The sequence below is a fragment of the Luteibacter sp. SVR4-7G genome, from assembly GCF_056755555.1.
In genome coordinates, this window is record NZ_JBPGXO010000014.1 from 1 (window position 1) to 17,001 (window position 17,001).

Here is a 17,001-nt window from a genome sequence, read left to right on the forward strand (position 1 = left end):
ATGCCCCACCCGCCCCTGTAGGAGCGCGCCCTGCGCGCGACATCTTTTCGCGAGCACCTGAAGAGTTGTAGACCGAGGCGAAAGTCTGTCGCGCGCAAGGCGCGCTCCTACAACGAACAGGCGTTGCCGCCGGGGTTCAGGCGGGGCAGCTGGCCAGGTCGAAGATCTGCTGCATGGGAACCCACTTCTGACCCGCCTCTGCCCACGGCAGGGGTTGCTGGAAGCGTGACATCAGCGCTTCCCATGCCTGCACGCGCTCGTTCGCCGCGTCTGCTTTCGCCTTGGCCGCGGCATCGAACTCCGGCGCCACGCGCATCAGCATGACGAGGCGGTTGCCGGTGCGGAAGATCTGCATGTCGACGATGCCCGCCTCGCGGATCGAGCGGACCACGTCCGGCCAGATGAATTCGCTGCGATGCCAGCGCTCGTATTCCGCTATCAGCGCCGGATCGTCACGCAGGTCCAGGGCCAGGCACTGCCAGTTCATGCGACGGCCTCCCCGCCCTTCCACCGGCGCCAGGCGAAGAGGAAGATCGCCACGAAACACAGCATCGGAACCAGCATCGCGTGCGCGATGCCGAACCGGTCCGACGTCGCCCCCATCGCCGCAGTGAGCACGGCGCCGCCCACGATCGACATTACCAGCAGCGAGGCGCCCAACTTGCGCTCGGCGTCGCTCCGCCCCTCGACACCCAGGGCGAAGATGGTCGGATACATGATCGACATGAAGAAGCTCGACGCCACCAGCGCATAGATGCCCAGGCCGCCCGGAAGGAACGCCGCGACGCCGGCCAGCACGACATTCACCATGGCGAACGTGCCCAGCACGCGCGCCGGCCGCAGGTACTTCATGAGCGCGGCGCCGGCAAATCGGCCCGCCATGAAGCACAGCAGCCCGGCAGTGATGAAGTTCGCGGCCACCTTGTCCGCCGTACCCGGCATGGTCGCCTGCGCGTAGCGGATCATGTAACTGAAGACGGCGACCTGCGCGCCCACGTAGAAAAACTGTGCCGCCACGGCCGACATGAACCTGCCGTCGCGCAGAAGGTGGCCGAGTACGCCGCGTTCGAGCGCGTCGCTGCCATCATCCTCCTTCGCGGTACGCGGGAAGCGCGTCGCAACGATGATCACGGCCCATGCGATCACGCCCAGGCCGATGACGAGGTAAGGCATCTGCACAGCGGCCGCTTCGCTTTTCATGTAGGCAGCGCGGGCCACCGCGTCCATGGCAGCCAGTTCGGACGGCGTGCGCTCCACGCCGCTGAAGATGAAGTGCTGGCCGATCAGGACACCGGTGATCGACCCCAGGGGATTGAACGCCTGCGCGAGATTCAGGCGGGAGGCGGCCGATTCACGTGGTCCCAGCAGCGTTACCCACGGGTTCGCGGACGTCTCGAGGAATGCCAGCCCCGCCGCGATCACGAAGAGTCCGACGAGGAAGGTGTCGTAGGTCGCCGTGGCCGCCGCGGGCCAGAACAGTAGCGCGCCGGCGCCATAGAGCAGCAAACCGAAGACCACCGCGGCCTTGTATCCGAAGCGGCGCATGAAGATGCCTGCGGGGATGGCGAGCAGGAAATAGCCCAGATAGAAAGCACTCTGGACCAGGCCCGCCTGCAGGTCGGACAGCGTGAAGGCCTTCTTGAACTGCGCCACCAGCACGTCGTTGAGGTTGTTCGCCACGCCCCAGAGAAAGAACAGGCTGACGATCAATACCAGCGGAACCAGCGGTGTACGGCCGAGGGCACGCGCTGCGGGCGCCGCGATCGGCGTGTGTTGCTGCATGCTGCCCTCCTCCCACCGTGACACGGCTCGCCACGTCGTGTACAAATATGAACTCAATATTCACCAGCATAACAAGCTGCGGTGCAACATGGGCCGGTCCGCACGCAGGCTAGACTCCTTCGGCGACACCATGCCACTGCCACGGAATGCCATGCCTTCAGACTCCCCGAAGTATCGCGCCCCTGCCCTCGACAAGGGCCTCGACATCCTGGAACTGCTCGCCAAGGCGACCCAGCCCCTGTCCATTGCCGAGATTTCCGACGGCGTCGGCCGCTCCCGCGGCGAGATCTTCCGGATGCTCCAGGTGCTGGAAGAGCGCGACTACATCGCCCGCGCCGATGGCGATGGCGCCTATTCGATCACGCCGCGCCTATTCCGTCTCGGCATGGAGCAGCCACCGGTGCGCAACCTCGTCGAGACAGCGATGCCGGTGATGCACCGGCTGGCCGACGAGATCGACCAGTCCTGCCACCTCGTGGTGCCCTCGCAGGAACAGATCGTGGTGATCGCGCGCGTCGATCCTCCCGGCGAAACGGGTCTGGTCGTGCGCGTGGGTCACCGGCGGCCGATGTCGCATTCGGCCTCAGGCTATGTGCTGCTCGCATGGCAGACGGACGAAACGCGGGAACGCTGGTTCCGCACGATGCTCGAGCACGAGCCGACACTGAAGCGCGCGCGGGTCGAGACAACGATCAAGGAGATCCGAGAAGCCGGCCTCGCCACGATTCCCAGCGAAGTGGTGGATGGCGTGACCGACCTCTCGGCTCCGATCATCGAGGGCAATCACGCCGTTTGCGCGCTCACCGTGCCGTTCATCGAACGTCGTGGGGCGAAGGTCGACATGAAAGGCACGGCACGCTTACTCATGACGGCTGCCGCGGATGTGTCGCGGGAGCTGTCGCATGGGGCGCCCGGGGCGGCCATGGTTTGAGTATCACTGCACGTAACGGCGAGCGCCGGTCGACTACGGCGACTTCGCCGGAATGATGAGCATCGCGTCGCCATAGGAAAAGAAGCGATACCGCTGCAACACGGCATAGCGGTATGCGTCGAGGATCGCTTCCTTGCCTGCCAGCGCCGAAACCAGCATCAGCAGCGTCGACTGCGGCAGGTGGAAGTTGGTGATGAGGGCATCGATGCTGGTGATCTTGTAGCCGGGGAAGATGAAGATCTGGGTTTCGCCGGCGAAGGGGCGCAGGACGCCGTCAACCGTGGCGCTTTCGAGCGCGCGGACCACGGTGGTGCCCACGGCGATGACGCGGCCGCCCGCAGCGCGCGTGGCACGGATCTTTTCGACCAGGCCGGCCCCCACATTCAGCCACTCGCGATGCATCACGTGGTCGCGTACGTCGTCGGCACGCATCGGCTGGAACGTGCCCGCGCCGACGTGCAGGGTGACATAGCCCATTTCCACGCCGCGTTCGCGCAGGCGATCGAGCAGCTCCTCGTCGAAGTGCAGCCCCGCCGTAGGTGCGGCGACCGCGCCTGGCTCGCGGGCGAACACCGTCTGGTATCGCTCGTTGTCCGTGTGATCGGCGCCACGTTCGATGTATGGCGGCAGGGGCATCTCGCCCAGGCGGGACAGGAGGCGTTCCAGTGGCTCCTCGGTATCGAAGCGGAGCACGAAGAATTCGCCTTCGCGGCCGAGCACGGTGACCATGCTGCCGTCGGCGAGCTCGATGCGGCCGCCCTCCTTGGGCTTCTTGCTGACCCCAAGCTGTGCCCGGGCCTCGTGGGCACCGGTGACGCGCTCGATCAGGATTTCCACCGCTCCACCCGATTCCTTGCGGCCGTACAGGCGCGCCGGGAGAACACGGGTGTCGTTGAACACCAGCAGGTCGCCGGGACGGAGCATTTCCGGCAGTTCGTAGAACTTGCGGTCCTTCTTGCTGTGCGACGCGACATCGACCACGAGCAACCGGCTCCCCGACCGGCGAGCGAGCGGTGCCTGCGCGATGAGGTCTTGCGGGAGATCGAAGTCGAAATCGGATTTCTTCACGGGTACGGCCGGGGATGGAGCGAGGTGGGTGATTATCGCTTATCCGGGCGAGCGTTAGAGCCAGCCTTTCTGCCGGGCCAGGCGGTACGCCTCGATGCGGTTGGCTGCGCCGAGTTTGCCGATGGCCTCGGACAGGTAGTTGCGGACCGTGCCGTGGGAGAGGTTCAGCTGGACGCCGATGTCGCTGGCGGAGTGGCCTTCGCCGGCCAGGCGCAGCACCTGGCGCTCACGGTCGTTCAGCGGATCGGCATCCGACCAGGCCTCGAGCGCCAGGTGCGGATCGATGGCCCGCCCGCCCCGATGCACGGTACGCAGCGCCTCGGCGAGGTTTTCGGCAGGAGCGTCCTTCAGCAGGTAACCACCGACCCCGGCGTCGAGCGCGCGGCGGAGGAAACCCGGGCGCGCGAAGGTGGTGACGATGATGACCTTCACCGGCAGTTCGTGCCGGCGCACGCGCTGCGCGATCTCCAGCCCCGTAAGGCCGGGCATCTCGATGTCGGTGACCAGCACGTCGGGCTTGAGGCGTTGGAGTTCGCGCCAGGCGCTCTCGCCGTCGGCGGCGGAGCCCAATACTTCGATGTCGGATTCAAGATTGAGCAGCGCGGACAAGGCGCCACGCACCATGGCCTGGTCTTCGGCAAGCAGCACGCGGATCATGCGAAGCGCTCCAGTCGGTCGGCCTGCGTCGGTACGTCGATAGCCAGCGTGGTGCCCTGCCTCGGCGGAGAATCGATGGCTAGGCGTCCGCCGATCTGGCGCACCCGCTCTCGCATGCCCGAGACGCCGTTCCCGTGCGCGGCGAGGCCGCCGCAGCCGTTGTCCGTGATTCGCATCGAGAGTTCCCGTCCGTTCCTGATAATGGCCACGCGAGCCTGGGTGGCGCGCGCATGACGATGAATGTTGGTGACGGCCTCACGGAGCACGAGGCAGAGAGTCGCTTCGGTGGACTCCGGAAGGCCAAGCTCCCCCGGCAATTCCACGCCGAAGGCGATGCCGGAGGATTCCAGCATGAGCCGCGCCGAAACCAGTTCGCTGGAGAGATCGCCTGCGCGCAGGCCGGTGACGGCGCTGCGGACTTCCGAAAGGGTATGCCGCGCGACGCGCTCCACCTCTTCCATCTCCTGCTGCGCGCGAGAGGGATCGGCAAGCGCGAGGCGCTTGGCCAACTCCGACTTCAGCGTGATCAGCGACAACGTATGGCCGAGCAGGTCGTGCAGGTCGCGGCCGATGCGCTCGCGCTCGGCCAGCGTGGCAAGCCGGCGCACCTCCGCCTGCGAGAGGCGAAGCTCCGCATCGCGGCGCGCGCCGCGTACATACAGATGGTTGCTGAACCCGGCGGCGAGACCGGCCATGAAGACGATTGCCACGTGGAAACCCGGTATATGGAAGGCGTATACCCAGCCCATCGTGACCAATGTCGCGACGGCCACGCCGCCCAGCCAGAAATACGGCCTGTGCGCATAAGCGAGCAAGGTGACACCGATCACGACGTATCCCAACGACACGGGATTCACCGTCCAGACAACGAAACCGAGCACGGAGATGGCCGCAGCAAAGAACGGTAGCTGGGAGAGCGGTGCCACGAATACCGCCGTATAGCAGACGAGATATACGGGAATGGACGCCAGCGTCGGCGCCATCCAGGCCCAGTCGAATCCTTTGCCGGCCAGCGGCGCCTGGATGAGCGCGATCAGCCAGAACATCTGCAACCCGGCCTGCCAGCGCAGGTACACCGGCGAGCGCAGCCCGCCAAGCAGGGAATCCTTATGCGGCGGAGGTATGCGCATCACGACGCCAGCCTGGACGGTTCGCCCGGGGGTACGGGTAACCGGTCACCGGGAGCCAGCGGCACCTGGATGCGGACGAGCGTGCCCTTGTGTGCGTTCGACTCGAAGGCCAGCGTGCCACCGAGAGCACGCACGCGTTCGCGCATGCCGCAGATGCCGTTGCCTTCGCCGCCTGCGAGGCCGCGGCCGTTGTCGACGATGGTCATCGTGCAGGTTTGGCCGTCCATGATTACCGTCGCTTCGGCGAAGGTCGCGCCCGCATGGCGATGGATGTTGGTCACGGCTTCGCGCAGCACGAGGGCTAATTGATTGTCGAGCCGCGCGGGCAGATCGGGAACGTTGCTCGTGTAGACGAAATCGATCAGCGAGGTATTGAGCAACACCCGTGCGGACGCGAGTTCGGCCACGACGCCGGAAGCGCGGATCCCGGTGACCGCCGAGCGCACTTCGGCCAGCGCGTGACGCGCCACCTGCTCGGCTTCTTCCATCTCCCGCCGTGCCGCCTCGCTGTCGCGATCGAGCAGGCGCCGCGACAGCTCCAGTTTGAGGGCGATCAAGGACAAGGTATGGCCGAGCAGGTCGTGCAGGTCGCGGCCGATGCGCTCGCGCTCAGCGGTCGCCGCCAGCCGGCGGATCTCGTCGTGCGAGAGCTGCAGCTCGATGTCGCGCTGAGCGTTGAACCGGTAGACCACGTTGATGGTGCCGACCGACATGGCGATGAAGCTGAGCGTGGCGATGATCGGCAACGGCCAGCCGGCCGAGAAATGCGCAACGGCCGCGAAGAAGCCCAGCACGATCGCCATGCCGATGAGGCACTTCTTCGGCGCGCCTTCGAAACTCATCATCGCGCAGGCATAGATGATATAGGTGCTGCCGGCGCTGGCATTGAAGTGCAGCGTGACATATGACAGCAGTGCGACAACTGCAACGAACCACGGCACCTGGCGCAAGGGCCGCACGTAGCTCATCGCGTAGAGGAACAGGAAGAGCGGGAACGATACCGCGGTGGCCACGCCCCAATGCGGGCCGAGCTTGTCGGCGAAGATCACGTCGCCGAAGACGTACACGGCCCATATGAGGTTGAAGAAGCTCGCGATGCGCAGCCTCGGCCTGTCCCGGAAGCGGTTCCAGAGCGAATCCGGGGTCGGCTGGAACCACGAGCGGCGCATGGAAGTGTCCGTGGAAAGGCGTGCCGTCATGCTACTTCAACCGTGGCGGCGCAGGCGACGCGCAGCGACCAGTACGAAGGCCACGGTGAAGGCCACGAGCACAGCCGCGTGCACGGCTTCGCCGCCCTGCCCCAGGCCCACGGCCGAGAGCGCCAGCCGATTGAGGTGGTAGGCCGGCCAGAGCGGTGCGATCGACTGGAGGAAGGCCGGCATGACCGACAGGGGAAACCAAAGGCCCGAGAGGAAAGCCATGGGCAGGTAGACCAGGTTGATGATACCCGGCGCCGCCTGCCCCTTCACCAGCGTGCCGACGAGCAGGCCCAGCGCGGCGAACGGCAGGACGCCCAGAACCTCCAGCGCGAAAAAGGAAGCCATGCGCGACGGGGGCAGGTTCACACCCGCCGCGAAGATGGCGAGGCAGAGCAGGATGACCGAGATGATCGCCGCCACCAGCAGGGCCATGCACATCTTGCCGAGGAGGTAGGCGCCGGGAGGCATCGGCAGCGCGCGCTTCAGGGTGAGCAAACCGGTGTCGCGCTCCAGCGCCAGCGACACGCCGAAGCCGAACAGGCCAGGGGCCATCACACCGAACGTGCCGTACGAGGCAAGCAGGTAACGCGGCGCATCTGCGCTGTTGGCATGGCCGAGGAAGATGCCGAACATGAGGTAGAACACCGACGGGAACAGCAGCGTCGGCAGGAGGAAACCGGGATTGCGCAGGTAGCGCACGCATTCCGCCCTCGCTTCTTGCAGGTAAGCGTTGATCACGCGTCCCGCCGTCATGACGGGCGTGGCGGTGCTGTCGATGGTGCTCATGCGGCCTCCCGGACGTCTTCGGCTTCGCGGGTGATTTCCTGGAACGCCTCGGCCAGGCCGGCACGTTGCACTTCCAGCTCGGACAGCGACGGGTCGGCATCGAGCAACCGCCTCACCACGGCCTCGGCCTGCGCGGTCGCGATGACTGTACGGTCCAGTTTCGTCTCTGCTGAAACGACCTCTGGCCACGCCTGCAAAGTGTCGAGCTTCACGGAAGTGAGGCAGCGGATGCGGCGAAGCGAGACATGTGCGCGCAAGGCATCCACGCTGCCTTCGGACACGACGCGTCCCTTCGCGATCACGCAGACGCGATCGGCCAGCGCTTCGGCTTCTTCCAGGTAATGGGTGGTGAGCACCACCGCGCAGCCTTCGGACACGAGCCGCCGGATGGCGGCCCAGAGCGACTGGCGGGCGTCGATGTCCATGCCCACGGTGGGTTCGTCGAGGAAGAGGATGTCGGGCCGCCCCGCCATCGCCAGCGCGAACTGCACGCGACGCTGCTGCCCGCCCGAGAGCGCACCATAGCGGCGATCGAGCAGGTCGGCGACGCCGGCCAGATCGGCGCACTCGCCGAAGGATCGCGGTTCCGGGTAATAGCTGGCCGTCAGGCGGAGGAGCTCGCCCACCTTGAGCGTGGCGGGCAGGCTGGCCGATTGCAGCATCACGCCGATGCGCCGGCGCGCCTCGATGTCCTGGGGGTCCCTGTCGAACAGCGTGGCGCTACCGCCGTCGGGACGCTGCAGACCGAGCAACAGGGCGATGCTCGTGCTCTTGCCGGCACCGTTGGGGCCTAGCAAGGCGAGTATTTCGCCGCGGTGGATGTCGAGGTCGATGCCGTCGAGCGCGGTGATCGCGCCATATTTCTTTCGGGCCTTTACAAGGCCGGCGATGCGGGTGTCGTTCATGCTCTCCTCCTTGCAGCGCAACATATTCCTGCGCAAGCCATTGGCGGCAGTCGCTTGCGTCATTGTGCGTATGTGACAAGCGTCACCCGGGGGTTACGCCGTCCAAATACGCGTGATATGCTGAGTTGATAATCCCTTTACATATAGATACTTAGCGGCCTCTTAAGGGATCGTGCGAAAGCTAGTGCCGCGTCACCCGTGCGAGGAGTGGGTTTATGGACGTCATCGGTTTACTGCGTGAATTGCGCGATTTCGGCGGCGCGCCGCGAACCCACGGCCTGCCCGATGGCACCATCGCCCGCTTCGCGGCCACCGATGCCTCGCTGGTGAAGGCCATCGAGGACGCCGTGGCGTATCACCGCGCCCTGCGCGACGACATGGCCGACTTCCTGCGCCTGGACGAAGCCGAACAGATCCATCGCGTCCAGTCCGGCCTGGTGAACTTCTATCCAGACGATGGCGTGAATCCTTATGTGCCGGCCGCTGCCCGCGGTCCGTGGATCGTCACGCTCAAGGGCGCGGTACTCCACGACGACGGCGGTTACGGCATGCTCGGCTTCGGGCACAACCCGCAGCATGTGCTCGAGGCCATGTGCCGCCCCCAGGTGATGGCGAACGTGATGACCGCGAACGTGTCGCAGCTGCGCCTGTCGGACGCGCTGCGCAAGGAGCTTGGCCACACGCGCGGCGGCAGCCCGTATTCGCACTTTCTCTGCCTGAACTCGGGGTCGGAGTCGGTGACGCTGGCCGGCCGTATCGCGGACGTCAATGCACGCCTCATGACCGACCCGGGCGCGCGCCATGCCGGCCGCACCATCAAGCGCCTCGCCGTGAAGGGCGCGTTCCACGGGCGCACCGAGCGACCCGCCATCTATTCCGACTCCTCGCGCCGCAACTACCAGCAGCACCTCGCCAGCTTCCGTAACGAGGACAGCCTGGTCACGGTGGACCCGTACAACGTGGCCCAGTTGAAGGCCGCATTCGCCGAAGCCGATCGCCAGGGCTGGTTCATCGAGGCGATGTTCCTCGAGCCCGTGATGGGTGAAGGCGACCCGGGCCGCGCGCTCACGCCGGAGTTCTACGCCGCCGCACGCGAACTCACCCGCGAGCACGGTACCCTGCTCCTCGTCGATTCGATCCAGGCCGGACTGCGCGCGCATGGCGTGCTGTCCATCGTGGATTATCCGGGCTTCGAGTCGATGGAAGCGCCGGACATGGAAACCTTCTCGAAGGCGCTCAACGCAGGCCAGTATCCGCTGTCCGTGCTTGCGGTGACCGATCGCGTCGCCGGGCTGTACCGCAAGGGCATCTACGGCAACACGATGACCGCCAACCCCCGCGCGCTCGACGTGGCGGTCGCCACGCTGGACGAGCTGACCGACGACGTCCGCGCGAACATCCGCGAGAAGGGCCAGGAATTCCTGAAGAAGATGGAGGCGCTGAAGAACGAACTCGGCGGCCTCATCACCAAGGTCCAGGGTACGGGCCTGCTGTTCTCCTGCGAGCTGGCACCGGAATTCAAGTGCTACGGTGAAGGCTCCACCGAGGAGTACATGCGCGAGCGCGGCATCGGCGTGATCCACGGCGGCGCCAACTCCCTGCGCTTCACGCCGCACTTCCGCGTCACCAGCGCCGAAGTGGACCTGATCGTGGACGAGGTACGCCACGCACTGAAGGAAGGCCCTCGCCGGGCCTCCACCAAGGCCGCCTGACCCTACGAAGCGCCGTAGGAGCGCACCTTGTGCGCGACAGCCTTTCGCGGGAAGGCTTGGGGACTGGCGCGAAAACCTGTCGCGCACAAGGTGCGCTCCTACAACAAGGGCGGTAAGCTCCAGCAGCCGGTTGCCGGCCTCTCACCTTGGGGTTCGCCATGCGTACGCAGCTTCGTGTCCTTGCCGTCGTTTCCCTGTCCCTTTTCGCCGCCGGCACCGTCGCCGCGCAGCAGATGCCCGCCAAGAAAGACCTCACCCCGCAGCAGCAGCGGATGAGCACCTGCAACTCGCAGGCCTCCGGCAAGACCGGCGACGAGCGCAAAGCCTTCATGAGCAGCTGTCTCAAGGGCGAACAGCCGGCCAAGGCCCCCTCGCAGCAGGACAAGATGAAGTCCTGTAACAAGGATGCTTCCGCGAAGGGCCTCAAGGGCGACGAGCGGAAGAGCTTCATGAGCAGTTGCCTGAAGAACTGATTCGTTTGGTAGGAGCGCGCCTTGCGCGCGACATCTTTTCGCGAGAAGCAACAGGGCCTGTTACTCACGGCCTCAAAAGCTGTCGCGCGCAAGGCGCGCTCCTACAATATGAGATGCGACAATGTGATAGTCGCCGCCAGCCGAAGCTCCTGCCCATGAAGATCGTCGAAGTCCGTCACCCCCTTATCCAGCACAAGCTCGGCCTCATGCGCCGGGCCGGGATCAGCACCAAGGAATTCCGCGAGCTGGCTTCCGAAGTCGCCGCGCTGCTGACCTACGAGGCGACGGCGGACATGGAGACGGAGTGCAAGACGATCGAGGGTTGGGCCGGGCCGGTCGAGGTCACCCACATCAAGGGCAAGAAGGTCACCATCGTCCCGATCCTGCGCGCGGGGCTGGGCATGCTGAGCGGCGTGCTGGAGCTGATTCCTTCGGCGAAGGTCAGTGTGGTGGGCATCCAGCGCGACGAAGAAACGCTGGAGCCGGTCGCGTACTACGAGAAGCTCAGCGGCGGCATGGCCGAACGCACGGCCCTCATCGTAGACCCGATGCTGGCCACCGCCGGGACCCTGGTTGCCACCGTCGACATGCTCAAGGCAGCGGGAGCGAAGCGGATCAAGGGGTTGTTCCTCGTTGCGGCGCCGGAAGGCCTGAAGCGCATCGAGGCGGCGCATCCGGATATCGAGATTTACGTGGCCTCGATCGACGAGCGCCTGAACGAGCTCGGTTACATCCTGCCGGGGCTCGGCGACGCGGGCGACAAGATCTTCGGCACCAAGCAGAAGGTCAGCTGACGAACAGGCCTGTAGGAGCGCGTCCTGCGCGCGACAGCTTTTCGCGAGGAACAACAGGCCCTGTAGCTCACGGCCTCAAAAGATGTCGCGCGCAGGCGCGCTCCTACGGGCCTGCGTTTCCTTCCTGAGTCGTCGGTTTCGTCACATCGCGCTGTCACAAATCGGGAGCAAACTCCCACCGTGGGCTCGACAGGGGGATCGCCGCGCGGGGGATGCGGGGTGCTTCGGGTCGCACACAACCCAACGACTCGAGGGACATTCGAATGCGTTTGATCACGTCACGGCGCGCCTTATGGGCGGCGCTGGCAGGCCTTATGGCCGTATCGTCGCTGCAGGCAGCGGATCTTTCCATCACGCAGTTCCGCGTTCGTGGCCCCAGCGGCGGCAACGACGAATTCGTGGAAGTGCAGAACACCGGCACGGCCCCTCTGGACCTTTCCGGCTATAAGTTGAATGCCTCCAACGCCAGCGGCACCACCGGCACGCGACTGACCTTCCCCGCCGGTACCGGGGTGGCGCCGGGCTGCTTCCTGCTGCTGGCCAACACGGCGGCCTCGGGCTACTCCGGCAGCGTCACCCCGGACCTCAAGTACAGCACCGGCATCACCGACGACGGCGGCCTCGCCCTCCTCGACGCCTCCGGCGCGGTCATCGATCAGGTCGGCCTGAGCGCCGGCTCGGCCTATAAGCAGGGCACGCCGCTCGCCAGTCTCGGCAGCGCGAACAGCGACCAGGGCTACGGCCGCAAGGTGAACGGCACCGGCCTGCCGCAGAACAGCGGCGACAACTCGGCCGACTGGGTGAAAGTCGCGCCCACCGCACCGCGCTCCAGTACCTCGCCCTGCACCGTGCAAGGTCTGAGCCTGTCGATCGCCGATGCGACGGTCAGCGTGCGCAACGGCGACGACCAACCGATGCCCTTCGCGATCACGCTGAGCGCGCCTGCCAAGGCCGACGTCACCGTGCACGCTGCGACGGCCGACGACACCGCCACCGTCGCCGCCGGCGACTACGACGCCGTCGACACGACGGTGACCCTGCCGGCGGGCACCACGAGCACGACGCTCAACGTAAACGTGCACGGCGCGAAGGCAGCCGGCCCGGACAAGGCGTTCCGGGTCAACCTGAGCGACGCCACCGGCGGCGGCGTGACGCTGGCCAAGGCCACCGCGGTGGGCGCCATCCTCAACGAAATCCCGGTCGCCGCGGAAATCTGGCAGGTCACCGGTCGTGGCCAGGTCTCCCCTCTTCTTGGCAAGCGCGTGTCGACGCACGGCAACATCGTCACCGCCGTAGGCCCCGCCGGTTTCACCATGCAGACGCCCGACGACCGCGCCGACGACGACCGCCTCACCTCCAATGGCATCTACGTGTTCACCAGCACGGCGCCTGCGGTGAAGGTCGGCGACATGGTGGATGTGGAAGCCACGGTCGACAACTACTTCAACCTGCCGGAACTGAAGAATGCCGACGTAACGGCCACGAAGCACGGCGTGCGCCTGCCGAAGGCCATCGTCTTCGGCGAGAAGACCCCGTCCTCGGACCCGAACGCGCTGTCCTGCGGCGACACGAACTTCCAGTGCTACGTGAGCATGCGTGTCTCCATCGACAACGGCATGATCACCACCGGCAACCTGCGCTTCAGCAACGAGCCCTTCGCCGAGGTGTACATCACCGCCAACGGCAAGCGTTCGCTGCGCGAGCCGGGCGTGCGTTACACCGTGCCGGTGCCGGAAGGCGTGAACCTGCCGAACTGGTCGGGCAACCCGCAGGTGTTCAAGATGAACACGGCAGACTTCGGTGCGGTGCCCGCCAACACGCCATTCAACGCGGGCACCACGTTCCGCGCGGAAGGCGTGATGTCGTACGCGTTCGGCATGTACACCTTCATCCCGACGAAGATCGACGTCAAGAAGGCGGCCACGCTGCCGCGTGCAGTGGATTCGCGTCCGTTCTACGCCGTGCGTGTGGGCGCGCTGAACACCGAGCGCTTCTGCGACACGGAGTTCAATACCACGTTCACCTGCAGCGGCGGCGACAAGGAACCCACCGCCGACGAGGTGAAGCTGAAGACGCAACGCCTGTCTGCCTATATCGGCGGCGTGCTGAAGCTGCCGGACATCCTCTCCGTTGAGGAGGTGAAGAGCCTGCAAGTGCTCCAGGGCCTGGCCAGGCAGCTGGGTGACGATTACCCGGCGCAGTACGAGGCGATCCTGCAGCCCGGTCACGATCCGAGCGGCATCAACGTGGGCTTCCTGGTCCGCACCGACCGCGTGCGCGTCCTCGACGTGCGCCAGCTCGGCGCCGGCGAGACCTGGCAGGACGGTGGCCAGACGGCCTTCGTACACGACCATCCGCCGCTGCTCCTGACCGCCGAAGTCCCGTCGATCGTCGGCCGCATGCGCATCAACGTGATCTCGGTGCATCCGAAGGCGCGCCAGAATGTGGACAAGACCGGCAGTACCGCCGATCGCGACCGCGAGAAGCGCTTCCTCCAGGCCAAGTCGCTGGCGACCCAGGTACAGGCGATCCAGACGGACCGGAAGAACCTGCTAGCTCCGCTGCTGGTGGTGGGCGACTTCAACTCGTACCAGTTCAGCGATGGCTTCACTGACGTGGTGGGCCTCATCTCGGGCAAGTACGACGACAGCCAGAACCTGCTGAAGCTGGGCAAGAACCTGGTGAAGCCGGCGCTCTGGAATGCGGTGGATTCGGTGCCTCCGCAGGACCGCTACTCGTTCCTGTTCACCGAGAACTTCGGCAACATCCAGGGCCAGGCCCCGCGCCAGGTGCCCACGCACCAGGTGCTGGACCATGCACTGCTGAACACCGTCGCTCGCGGCCTGTTCCTGCAGATGCAGTACGGACGTGGCAACCTCGACGCACCGGTGCAGACGATCGATGATTCGGCGTCCGCACCGGGCGTGCAGAAGGCGATCGGCTCGTCGGACCACGACGGTTTCGTCGTCGACATGCTGGCGCTGCCGCTGGGCCTGTTCTGATGATGTAAAGAGCGCCCGGCTCCGGCCGGGCGCTCATTTTTGTAGGAGCGCGCTTGCGCGCGACGGCTTTTCGCGACTTGGCAACAGGTCCTGCGGTTGCTCGCGAAATGCTCAGCGCGCGCAGGCGCGCTCCTACGCTGCAAACCGGTCGGTGGCCCTCACGAGCTCACTCGTAATCCCCGGCTCGAACGCCGAATGCCCGGCGTCCTGCACGATGCGCAGCTCGGCCTCCGGGAACGCACGGTGGAGGTCCCATGCGCTACGCGCCGGACACACCACGTCGTAACGGCCCTGCACGATCACCGTGGGTATGTGCCGGATCTTGTGCACGTCGCGCAGCAGCTGCCCGTCCACCTCGAAGAACCCTGCGTTGACGAAGTAGTGGCATTCGATGCGCGCGAAGGCGAGTGCGAACTCGTCCTCGCCGCTGGAGGCCATGTGGCCTTCGTCCTGATACAGGTAGCTCGTCGCGGCTTCCCAGACCGACCATGCGCGCGCAGCCGCCACGCGAACGGCCGGATCGGTGCTGGTCAGGCGGCGATGGTAGGCACTGATGAGGTCGCCATGCTCCGCCTGCGGGATGGCTGCGAGGTAGCGTTCCCACGCGTCCGGATAAAGGGCATCGCAGCCTGCCTGGTAGAACCACTCCAGTTCCCAGCGGCGGAGCATGAAGATGCCGCGCAACACCAGCTCGGTGGCGCGGTCCGGATGCGTCTCCGCGTATGCCAGCGCCAGCGTCGACCCCCACGAGCCGCCGAATACCTGCCAGCGGTCGATGCCCAGGTGCTCGCGCACGCGCTCGATATCGGCCACGAGATCCCAGGTGGTGTTGTCGGTCAACTCCGCGTGGGGCCTGGACTTGCCGCAGCCGCGCTGGTCGAACAGCACGATGCGGTACTTCTTCGGGTCGAAGAAGCGGCGGCAGCGCGGATTGGTGCCGGCGCCAGGGCCACCGTGGAGGAAGACGACCGGCTTGCCGTCGGGATTCCCGCTTTCCTCGAAATAGAGCGTATGCAGGGGCGAGACCTGCAGCATGCCGCTGTTATAAGGCTCGATGGCCGGGTAGAGGGCGGAAGAATCCTGGGGCATGTCGGGGTCCTGTGAGGGAAGGGGCTACAAAAGCTTACCGGGATTCATGACGCCGTTCGGGTCCCATACCGCCTTGATGTCGCGCATCAGCGCGATTTCGGCCTCGCTGCGCACGCTGCCCAGCCAGGGCTTCTTGACCAGGCCGATGCCGTGCTCGGCCGAGATGCTGCCACCGTGGCGGCTCAGCGTTTCCACCAGCAGCGTGGTCACGTGCTCGCATTGCCCGACGAACGCGGCGTCGTCCAGGTCCGAGGGCTTCAGGACGTTGATGTGCAGGTTGCCGTCGCCGATGTGGCCGAACCAGACCACGTCGAAGTGGGGGTACTGCGCGGCGAGAAGGTGCTGCATGTCGTCCATGAAGGCCGGGACGGCGGAGATGCGCACCGAGACGTCGTTCTTGTACGGCTTGTGCGGCGCGAGGCTTTCGGTGATGCCTTCGCGCAGCCGCCACAACGAAGCGGCCTGTGCCTCGCTGGAAGCGATCGCACCGTCCACCACCCATCCTTCGCCAAGACAGAACTCGAAGAACGCCATCGCTTCGCTCCCTGTCTCCCCTTCCCCGGCATCGAACTCGGTGACGACATAGAAGGGGTGGTCTTCCTCGAATGGCTTCTGCGCGCCGTGCGCGAGGACATGGCGCAGGGCCTTATCGGTGAAGAACTCGAAGGCTTCCAGACGCAAACGGTGGCGCGCCTCGGCAAACACCTTCATCAAGGCATCCATCGCGGGCACGGCCAGCAGCATCACTTGCGACGGCGGGGGTGGCGAGGTCAGCGAAAGCGTGGCCTCCACGACGATGCCCAGCGTGCCTTCGGAGCCGATCACCAGGTGGCGCAGGTCGTAACCCGATGCGTTCTTCACCAGTCCGCGGTTGAGGTCGAGCAGCTCGCCGGTGCCGGAGACCACCTTGAGGCCGGCGATCCACTGTCGCGTATTCCCGTAGCGGATGACCCGGATGCCGCCGGCGTTGGTGGCGATGTTGCCGCCAATCTGGCAAGAACCGCGCGCCGCGAAATTCACGGGGTAGAGCAGCCCGCGTTCGCGCGCGGCGTTCTGCACGGCTTCCAGTGCGATGCCGGGCTGGACCGTCAGCGTCCGGTCGATGGGATCGAAATCGAGCACGCGGTTCATCCTGTCCAGGCTGACCACCAGTTCGCCACGCGCTGCCACCGCACCACCGGAGAGCCCGGTTCTCCCGCCCGAAGGGACGATGGCCACGCGCTGCCCGTTCGCCCAGCGGACAATCCCCTGCACCTCTTCGATGGAGGCCGGCCAGGCGATGGCCAGCGGCGCCGGCGTCCAGCGCCGGGTCCAGTCGCGGCCATGATGTTCCAGGTCGCCTGGGTCCACCGACACCTTCAGGTCGGGGAGCAGGCGGGTCAACTCGGTCAGGCGCGGGTCGGTCATCGGAGTCTCACTCGATATGCCGTTGAGCGTGCCAGTTCCCTTGGGTGCGCTGCAACATGACGGTCA

Annotated in this window: 15 protein-coding genes; 5 read left to right on the top strand and 10 right to left on the bottom strand. The window is 65.9% G+C overall.

What is annotated here, in order from left to right; genetic code table 11:
* Positions 1–136 precede the first annotated feature (136 nt).
* Together ACR9ZH_RS07280 and fucP are read right to left on the bottom strand one after the other, a co-directional pair.
* A complete protein-coding gene (locus ACR9ZH_RS07280) occupies positions 137–487 on the bottom strand; it encodes an L-rhamnose mutarotase (protein WP_481290096.1) in 351 nt (116 codons plus the stop codon).
* Positions 484–1,782: an L-fucose:H+ symporter permease gene (fucP, locus tag ACR9ZH_RS07285; RefSeq protein WP_481290097.1), complete on the bottom strand. Its 1,299-nt coding sequence runs from the start codon at positions 1,780–1,782 to the stop codon at positions 484–486. Before fucP ends, ACR9ZH_RS07280 begins: the two co-directional genes overlap by 4 nt.
* A gap of 151 nt (positions 1,783–1,933) precedes the next feature.
* Between fucP and ACR9ZH_RS07290 the strand changes: the two genes are divergently transcribed.
* A complete protein-coding gene (locus tag ACR9ZH_RS07290) occupies positions 1,934–2,713 on the top strand; it encodes an IclR family transcriptional regulator (protein WP_481290098.1) in 780 nt (259 codons plus the stop codon).
* A gap of 33 nt (positions 2,714–2,746) precedes the next feature.
* Here the strand turns inward: ACR9ZH_RS07290 and queA are convergent, their stop codons facing one another.
* Genes queA through ACR9ZH_RS07320 form a run of 6 tightly spaced genes read right to left on the bottom strand, consistent with a single transcriptional unit; the run spans position 2,747 to position 8,458 of the window.
* Complete coding sequence (gene queA / locus ACR9ZH_RS07295; RefSeq protein ID WP_481290099.1) at positions 2,747–3,781, bottom strand: tRNA preQ1(34) S-adenosylmethionine ribosyltransferase-isomerase QueA; 1,035 nt, start codon at positions 3,779–3,781, stop codon at positions 2,747–2,749.
* A gap of 54 nt (positions 3,782–3,835) precedes the next feature.
* Positions 3,836–4,438 (bottom strand): response regulator transcription factor, encoded by a 603-nt coding sequence (locus tag ACR9ZH_RS07300; RefSeq protein ID WP_481290100.1) that lies wholly within the window; start codon positions 4,436–4,438, stop codon positions 3,836–3,838.
* Entirely contained in the window at positions 4,435–5,568 is a 1,134-nt protein-coding gene (locus ACR9ZH_RS07305) for a sensor histidine kinase (protein ID WP_481290159.1), read from the bottom strand. The genes ACR9ZH_RS07300 and ACR9ZH_RS07305 overlap by 4 nt, the downstream gene beginning before the upstream one ends.
* Positions 5,568–6,767: a sensor histidine kinase gene (locus ACR9ZH_RS07310; protein WP_481290101.1), complete on the bottom strand. Its 1,200-nt coding sequence runs from the start codon at positions 6,765–6,767 to the stop codon at positions 5,568–5,570. Before ACR9ZH_RS07310 ends, ACR9ZH_RS07305 begins: the two co-directional genes overlap by 1 nt.
* Positions 6,768–6,773: 6 nt before the next feature.
* On the bottom strand, positions 6,774–7,553 hold the full coding sequence (locus ACR9ZH_RS07315) for an ABC transporter permease (protein WP_481290102.1): 780 nt from the start codon (positions 7,551–7,553) through the stop codon (positions 6,774–6,776).
* A complete protein-coding gene (locus tag ACR9ZH_RS07320) occupies positions 7,550–8,458 on the bottom strand; it encodes an ABC transporter ATP-binding protein (protein WP_481290103.1) in 909 nt (302 codons plus the stop codon). The genes ACR9ZH_RS07315 and ACR9ZH_RS07320 overlap by 4 nt, the downstream gene beginning before the upstream one ends.
* Positions 8,459–8,673: 215 nt before the next feature.
* On the opposite strand from ACR9ZH_RS07320, the gene ACR9ZH_RS07325 reads away from it, so the two are divergent.
* From ACR9ZH_RS07325 to ACR9ZH_RS07340, 4 genes are all read left to right on the top strand, one after another.
* Positions 8,674–10,170, top strand: coding sequence for an aminotransferase class III-fold pyridoxal phosphate-dependent enzyme (locus tag ACR9ZH_RS07325; protein WP_481290104.1), 1,497 nt, complete (start codon positions 8,674–8,676; stop codon positions 10,168–10,170).
* 158 nt (positions 10,171–10,328) lie between these two features.
* A complete protein-coding gene (locus tag ACR9ZH_RS07330; RefSeq protein WP_481290105.1) occupies positions 10,329–10,643 on the top strand; it encodes a PsiF family protein in 315 nt (104 codons plus the stop codon).
* Between the two features lie 155 nt (positions 10,644–10,798).
* Positions 10,799–11,437: a uracil phosphoribosyltransferase gene (upp, locus tag ACR9ZH_RS07335; RefSeq protein WP_481290106.1), complete on the top strand. Its 639-nt coding sequence runs from the start codon at positions 10,799–10,801 to the stop codon at positions 11,435–11,437.
* Positions 11,438–11,700: 263 nt separating this feature from the next.
* Positions 11,701–14,439, top strand: a complete 2,739-nt coding sequence (locus tag ACR9ZH_RS07340; RefSeq protein WP_481290107.1) for a lamin tail domain-containing protein — start codon at positions 11,701–11,703, stop codon at positions 14,437–14,439.
* 132 nt (positions 14,440–14,571) lie between these two features.
* Here ACR9ZH_RS07340 and pip read toward each other — a convergent pair whose 3' ends face one another.
* Positions 14,572–15,528, bottom strand: a complete 957-nt coding sequence (pip, locus tag ACR9ZH_RS07345; RefSeq protein WP_481290108.1) for a prolyl aminopeptidase — start codon at positions 15,526–15,528, stop codon at positions 14,572–14,574.
* A 24-nt stretch (positions 15,529–15,552) separates the two neighbouring features.
* The gene (locus ACR9ZH_RS07350) at positions 15,553–16,935 is read right to left on the bottom strand and encodes an FAD-binding oxidoreductase (protein WP_481290109.1); all 1,383 of its coding nucleotides are present in this window, start codon (positions 16,933–16,935) and stop codon (positions 15,553–15,555) included.
* Positions 16,936–17,001 lie beyond the last annotated feature (66 nt).

Coding starts and splice junctions, on each gene's coding strand:
- ACR9ZH_RS07310 (WP_481290101.1), bottom strand. CDS start 6,767: ATGACGGCACGCCTTTCCACGGACACTTCCATGCGCCGCTCGTGGTTC.
- ACR9ZH_RS07315 (WP_481290102.1), bottom strand. CDS start 7,553: ATGAGCACCATCGACAGCACCGCCACGCCCGTCATGACGGCGGGACGC.
- ACR9ZH_RS07330 (WP_481290105.1), top strand. CDS start 10,329: ATGCGTACGCAGCTTCGTGTCCTTGCCGTCGTTTCCCTGTCCCTTTTC.
- ACR9ZH_RS07290 (WP_481290098.1), top strand. CDS start 1,934: ATGCCTTCAGACTCCCCGAAGTATCGCGCCCCTGCCCTCGACAAGGGC.
- ACR9ZH_RS07320 (WP_481290103.1), bottom strand. CDS start 8,458: ATGAACGACACCCGCATCGCCGGCCTTGTAAAGGCCCGAAAGAAATAT.
- ACR9ZH_RS07300 (WP_481290100.1), bottom strand. CDS start 4,438: ATGATCCGCGTGCTGCTTGCCGAAGACCAGGCCATGGTGCGTGGCGCC.
- fucP (WP_481290097.1), bottom strand. CDS start 1,782: ATGCAGCAACACACGCCGATCGCGGCGCCCGCAGCGCGTGCCCTCGGC.
- ACR9ZH_RS07350 (WP_481290109.1), bottom strand. CDS start 16,935: ATGACCGACCCGCGCCTGACCGAGTTGACCCGCCTGCTCCCCGACCTG.
- upp (WP_481290106.1), top strand. CDS start 10,799: ATGAAGATCGTCGAAGTCCGTCACCCCCTTATCCAGCACAAGCTCGGC.
- ACR9ZH_RS07280 (WP_481290096.1), bottom strand. CDS start 487: ATGAACTGGCAGTGCCTGGCCCTGGACCTGCGTGACGATCCGGCGCTG.
- ACR9ZH_RS07325 (WP_481290104.1), top strand. CDS start 8,674: ATGGACGTCATCGGTTTACTGCGTGAATTGCGCGATTTCGGCGGCGCG.
- ACR9ZH_RS07305 (WP_481290159.1), bottom strand. CDS start 5,568: ATGCGCATACCTCCGCCGCATAAGGATTCCCTGCTTGGCGGGCTGCGC.
- pip (WP_481290108.1), bottom strand. CDS start 15,528: ATGCCCCAGGATTCTTCCGCCCTCTACCCGGCCATCGAGCCTTATAAC.
- ACR9ZH_RS07340 (WP_481290107.1), top strand. CDS start 11,701: ATGCGTTTGATCACGTCACGGCGCGCCTTATGGGCGGCGCTGGCAGGC.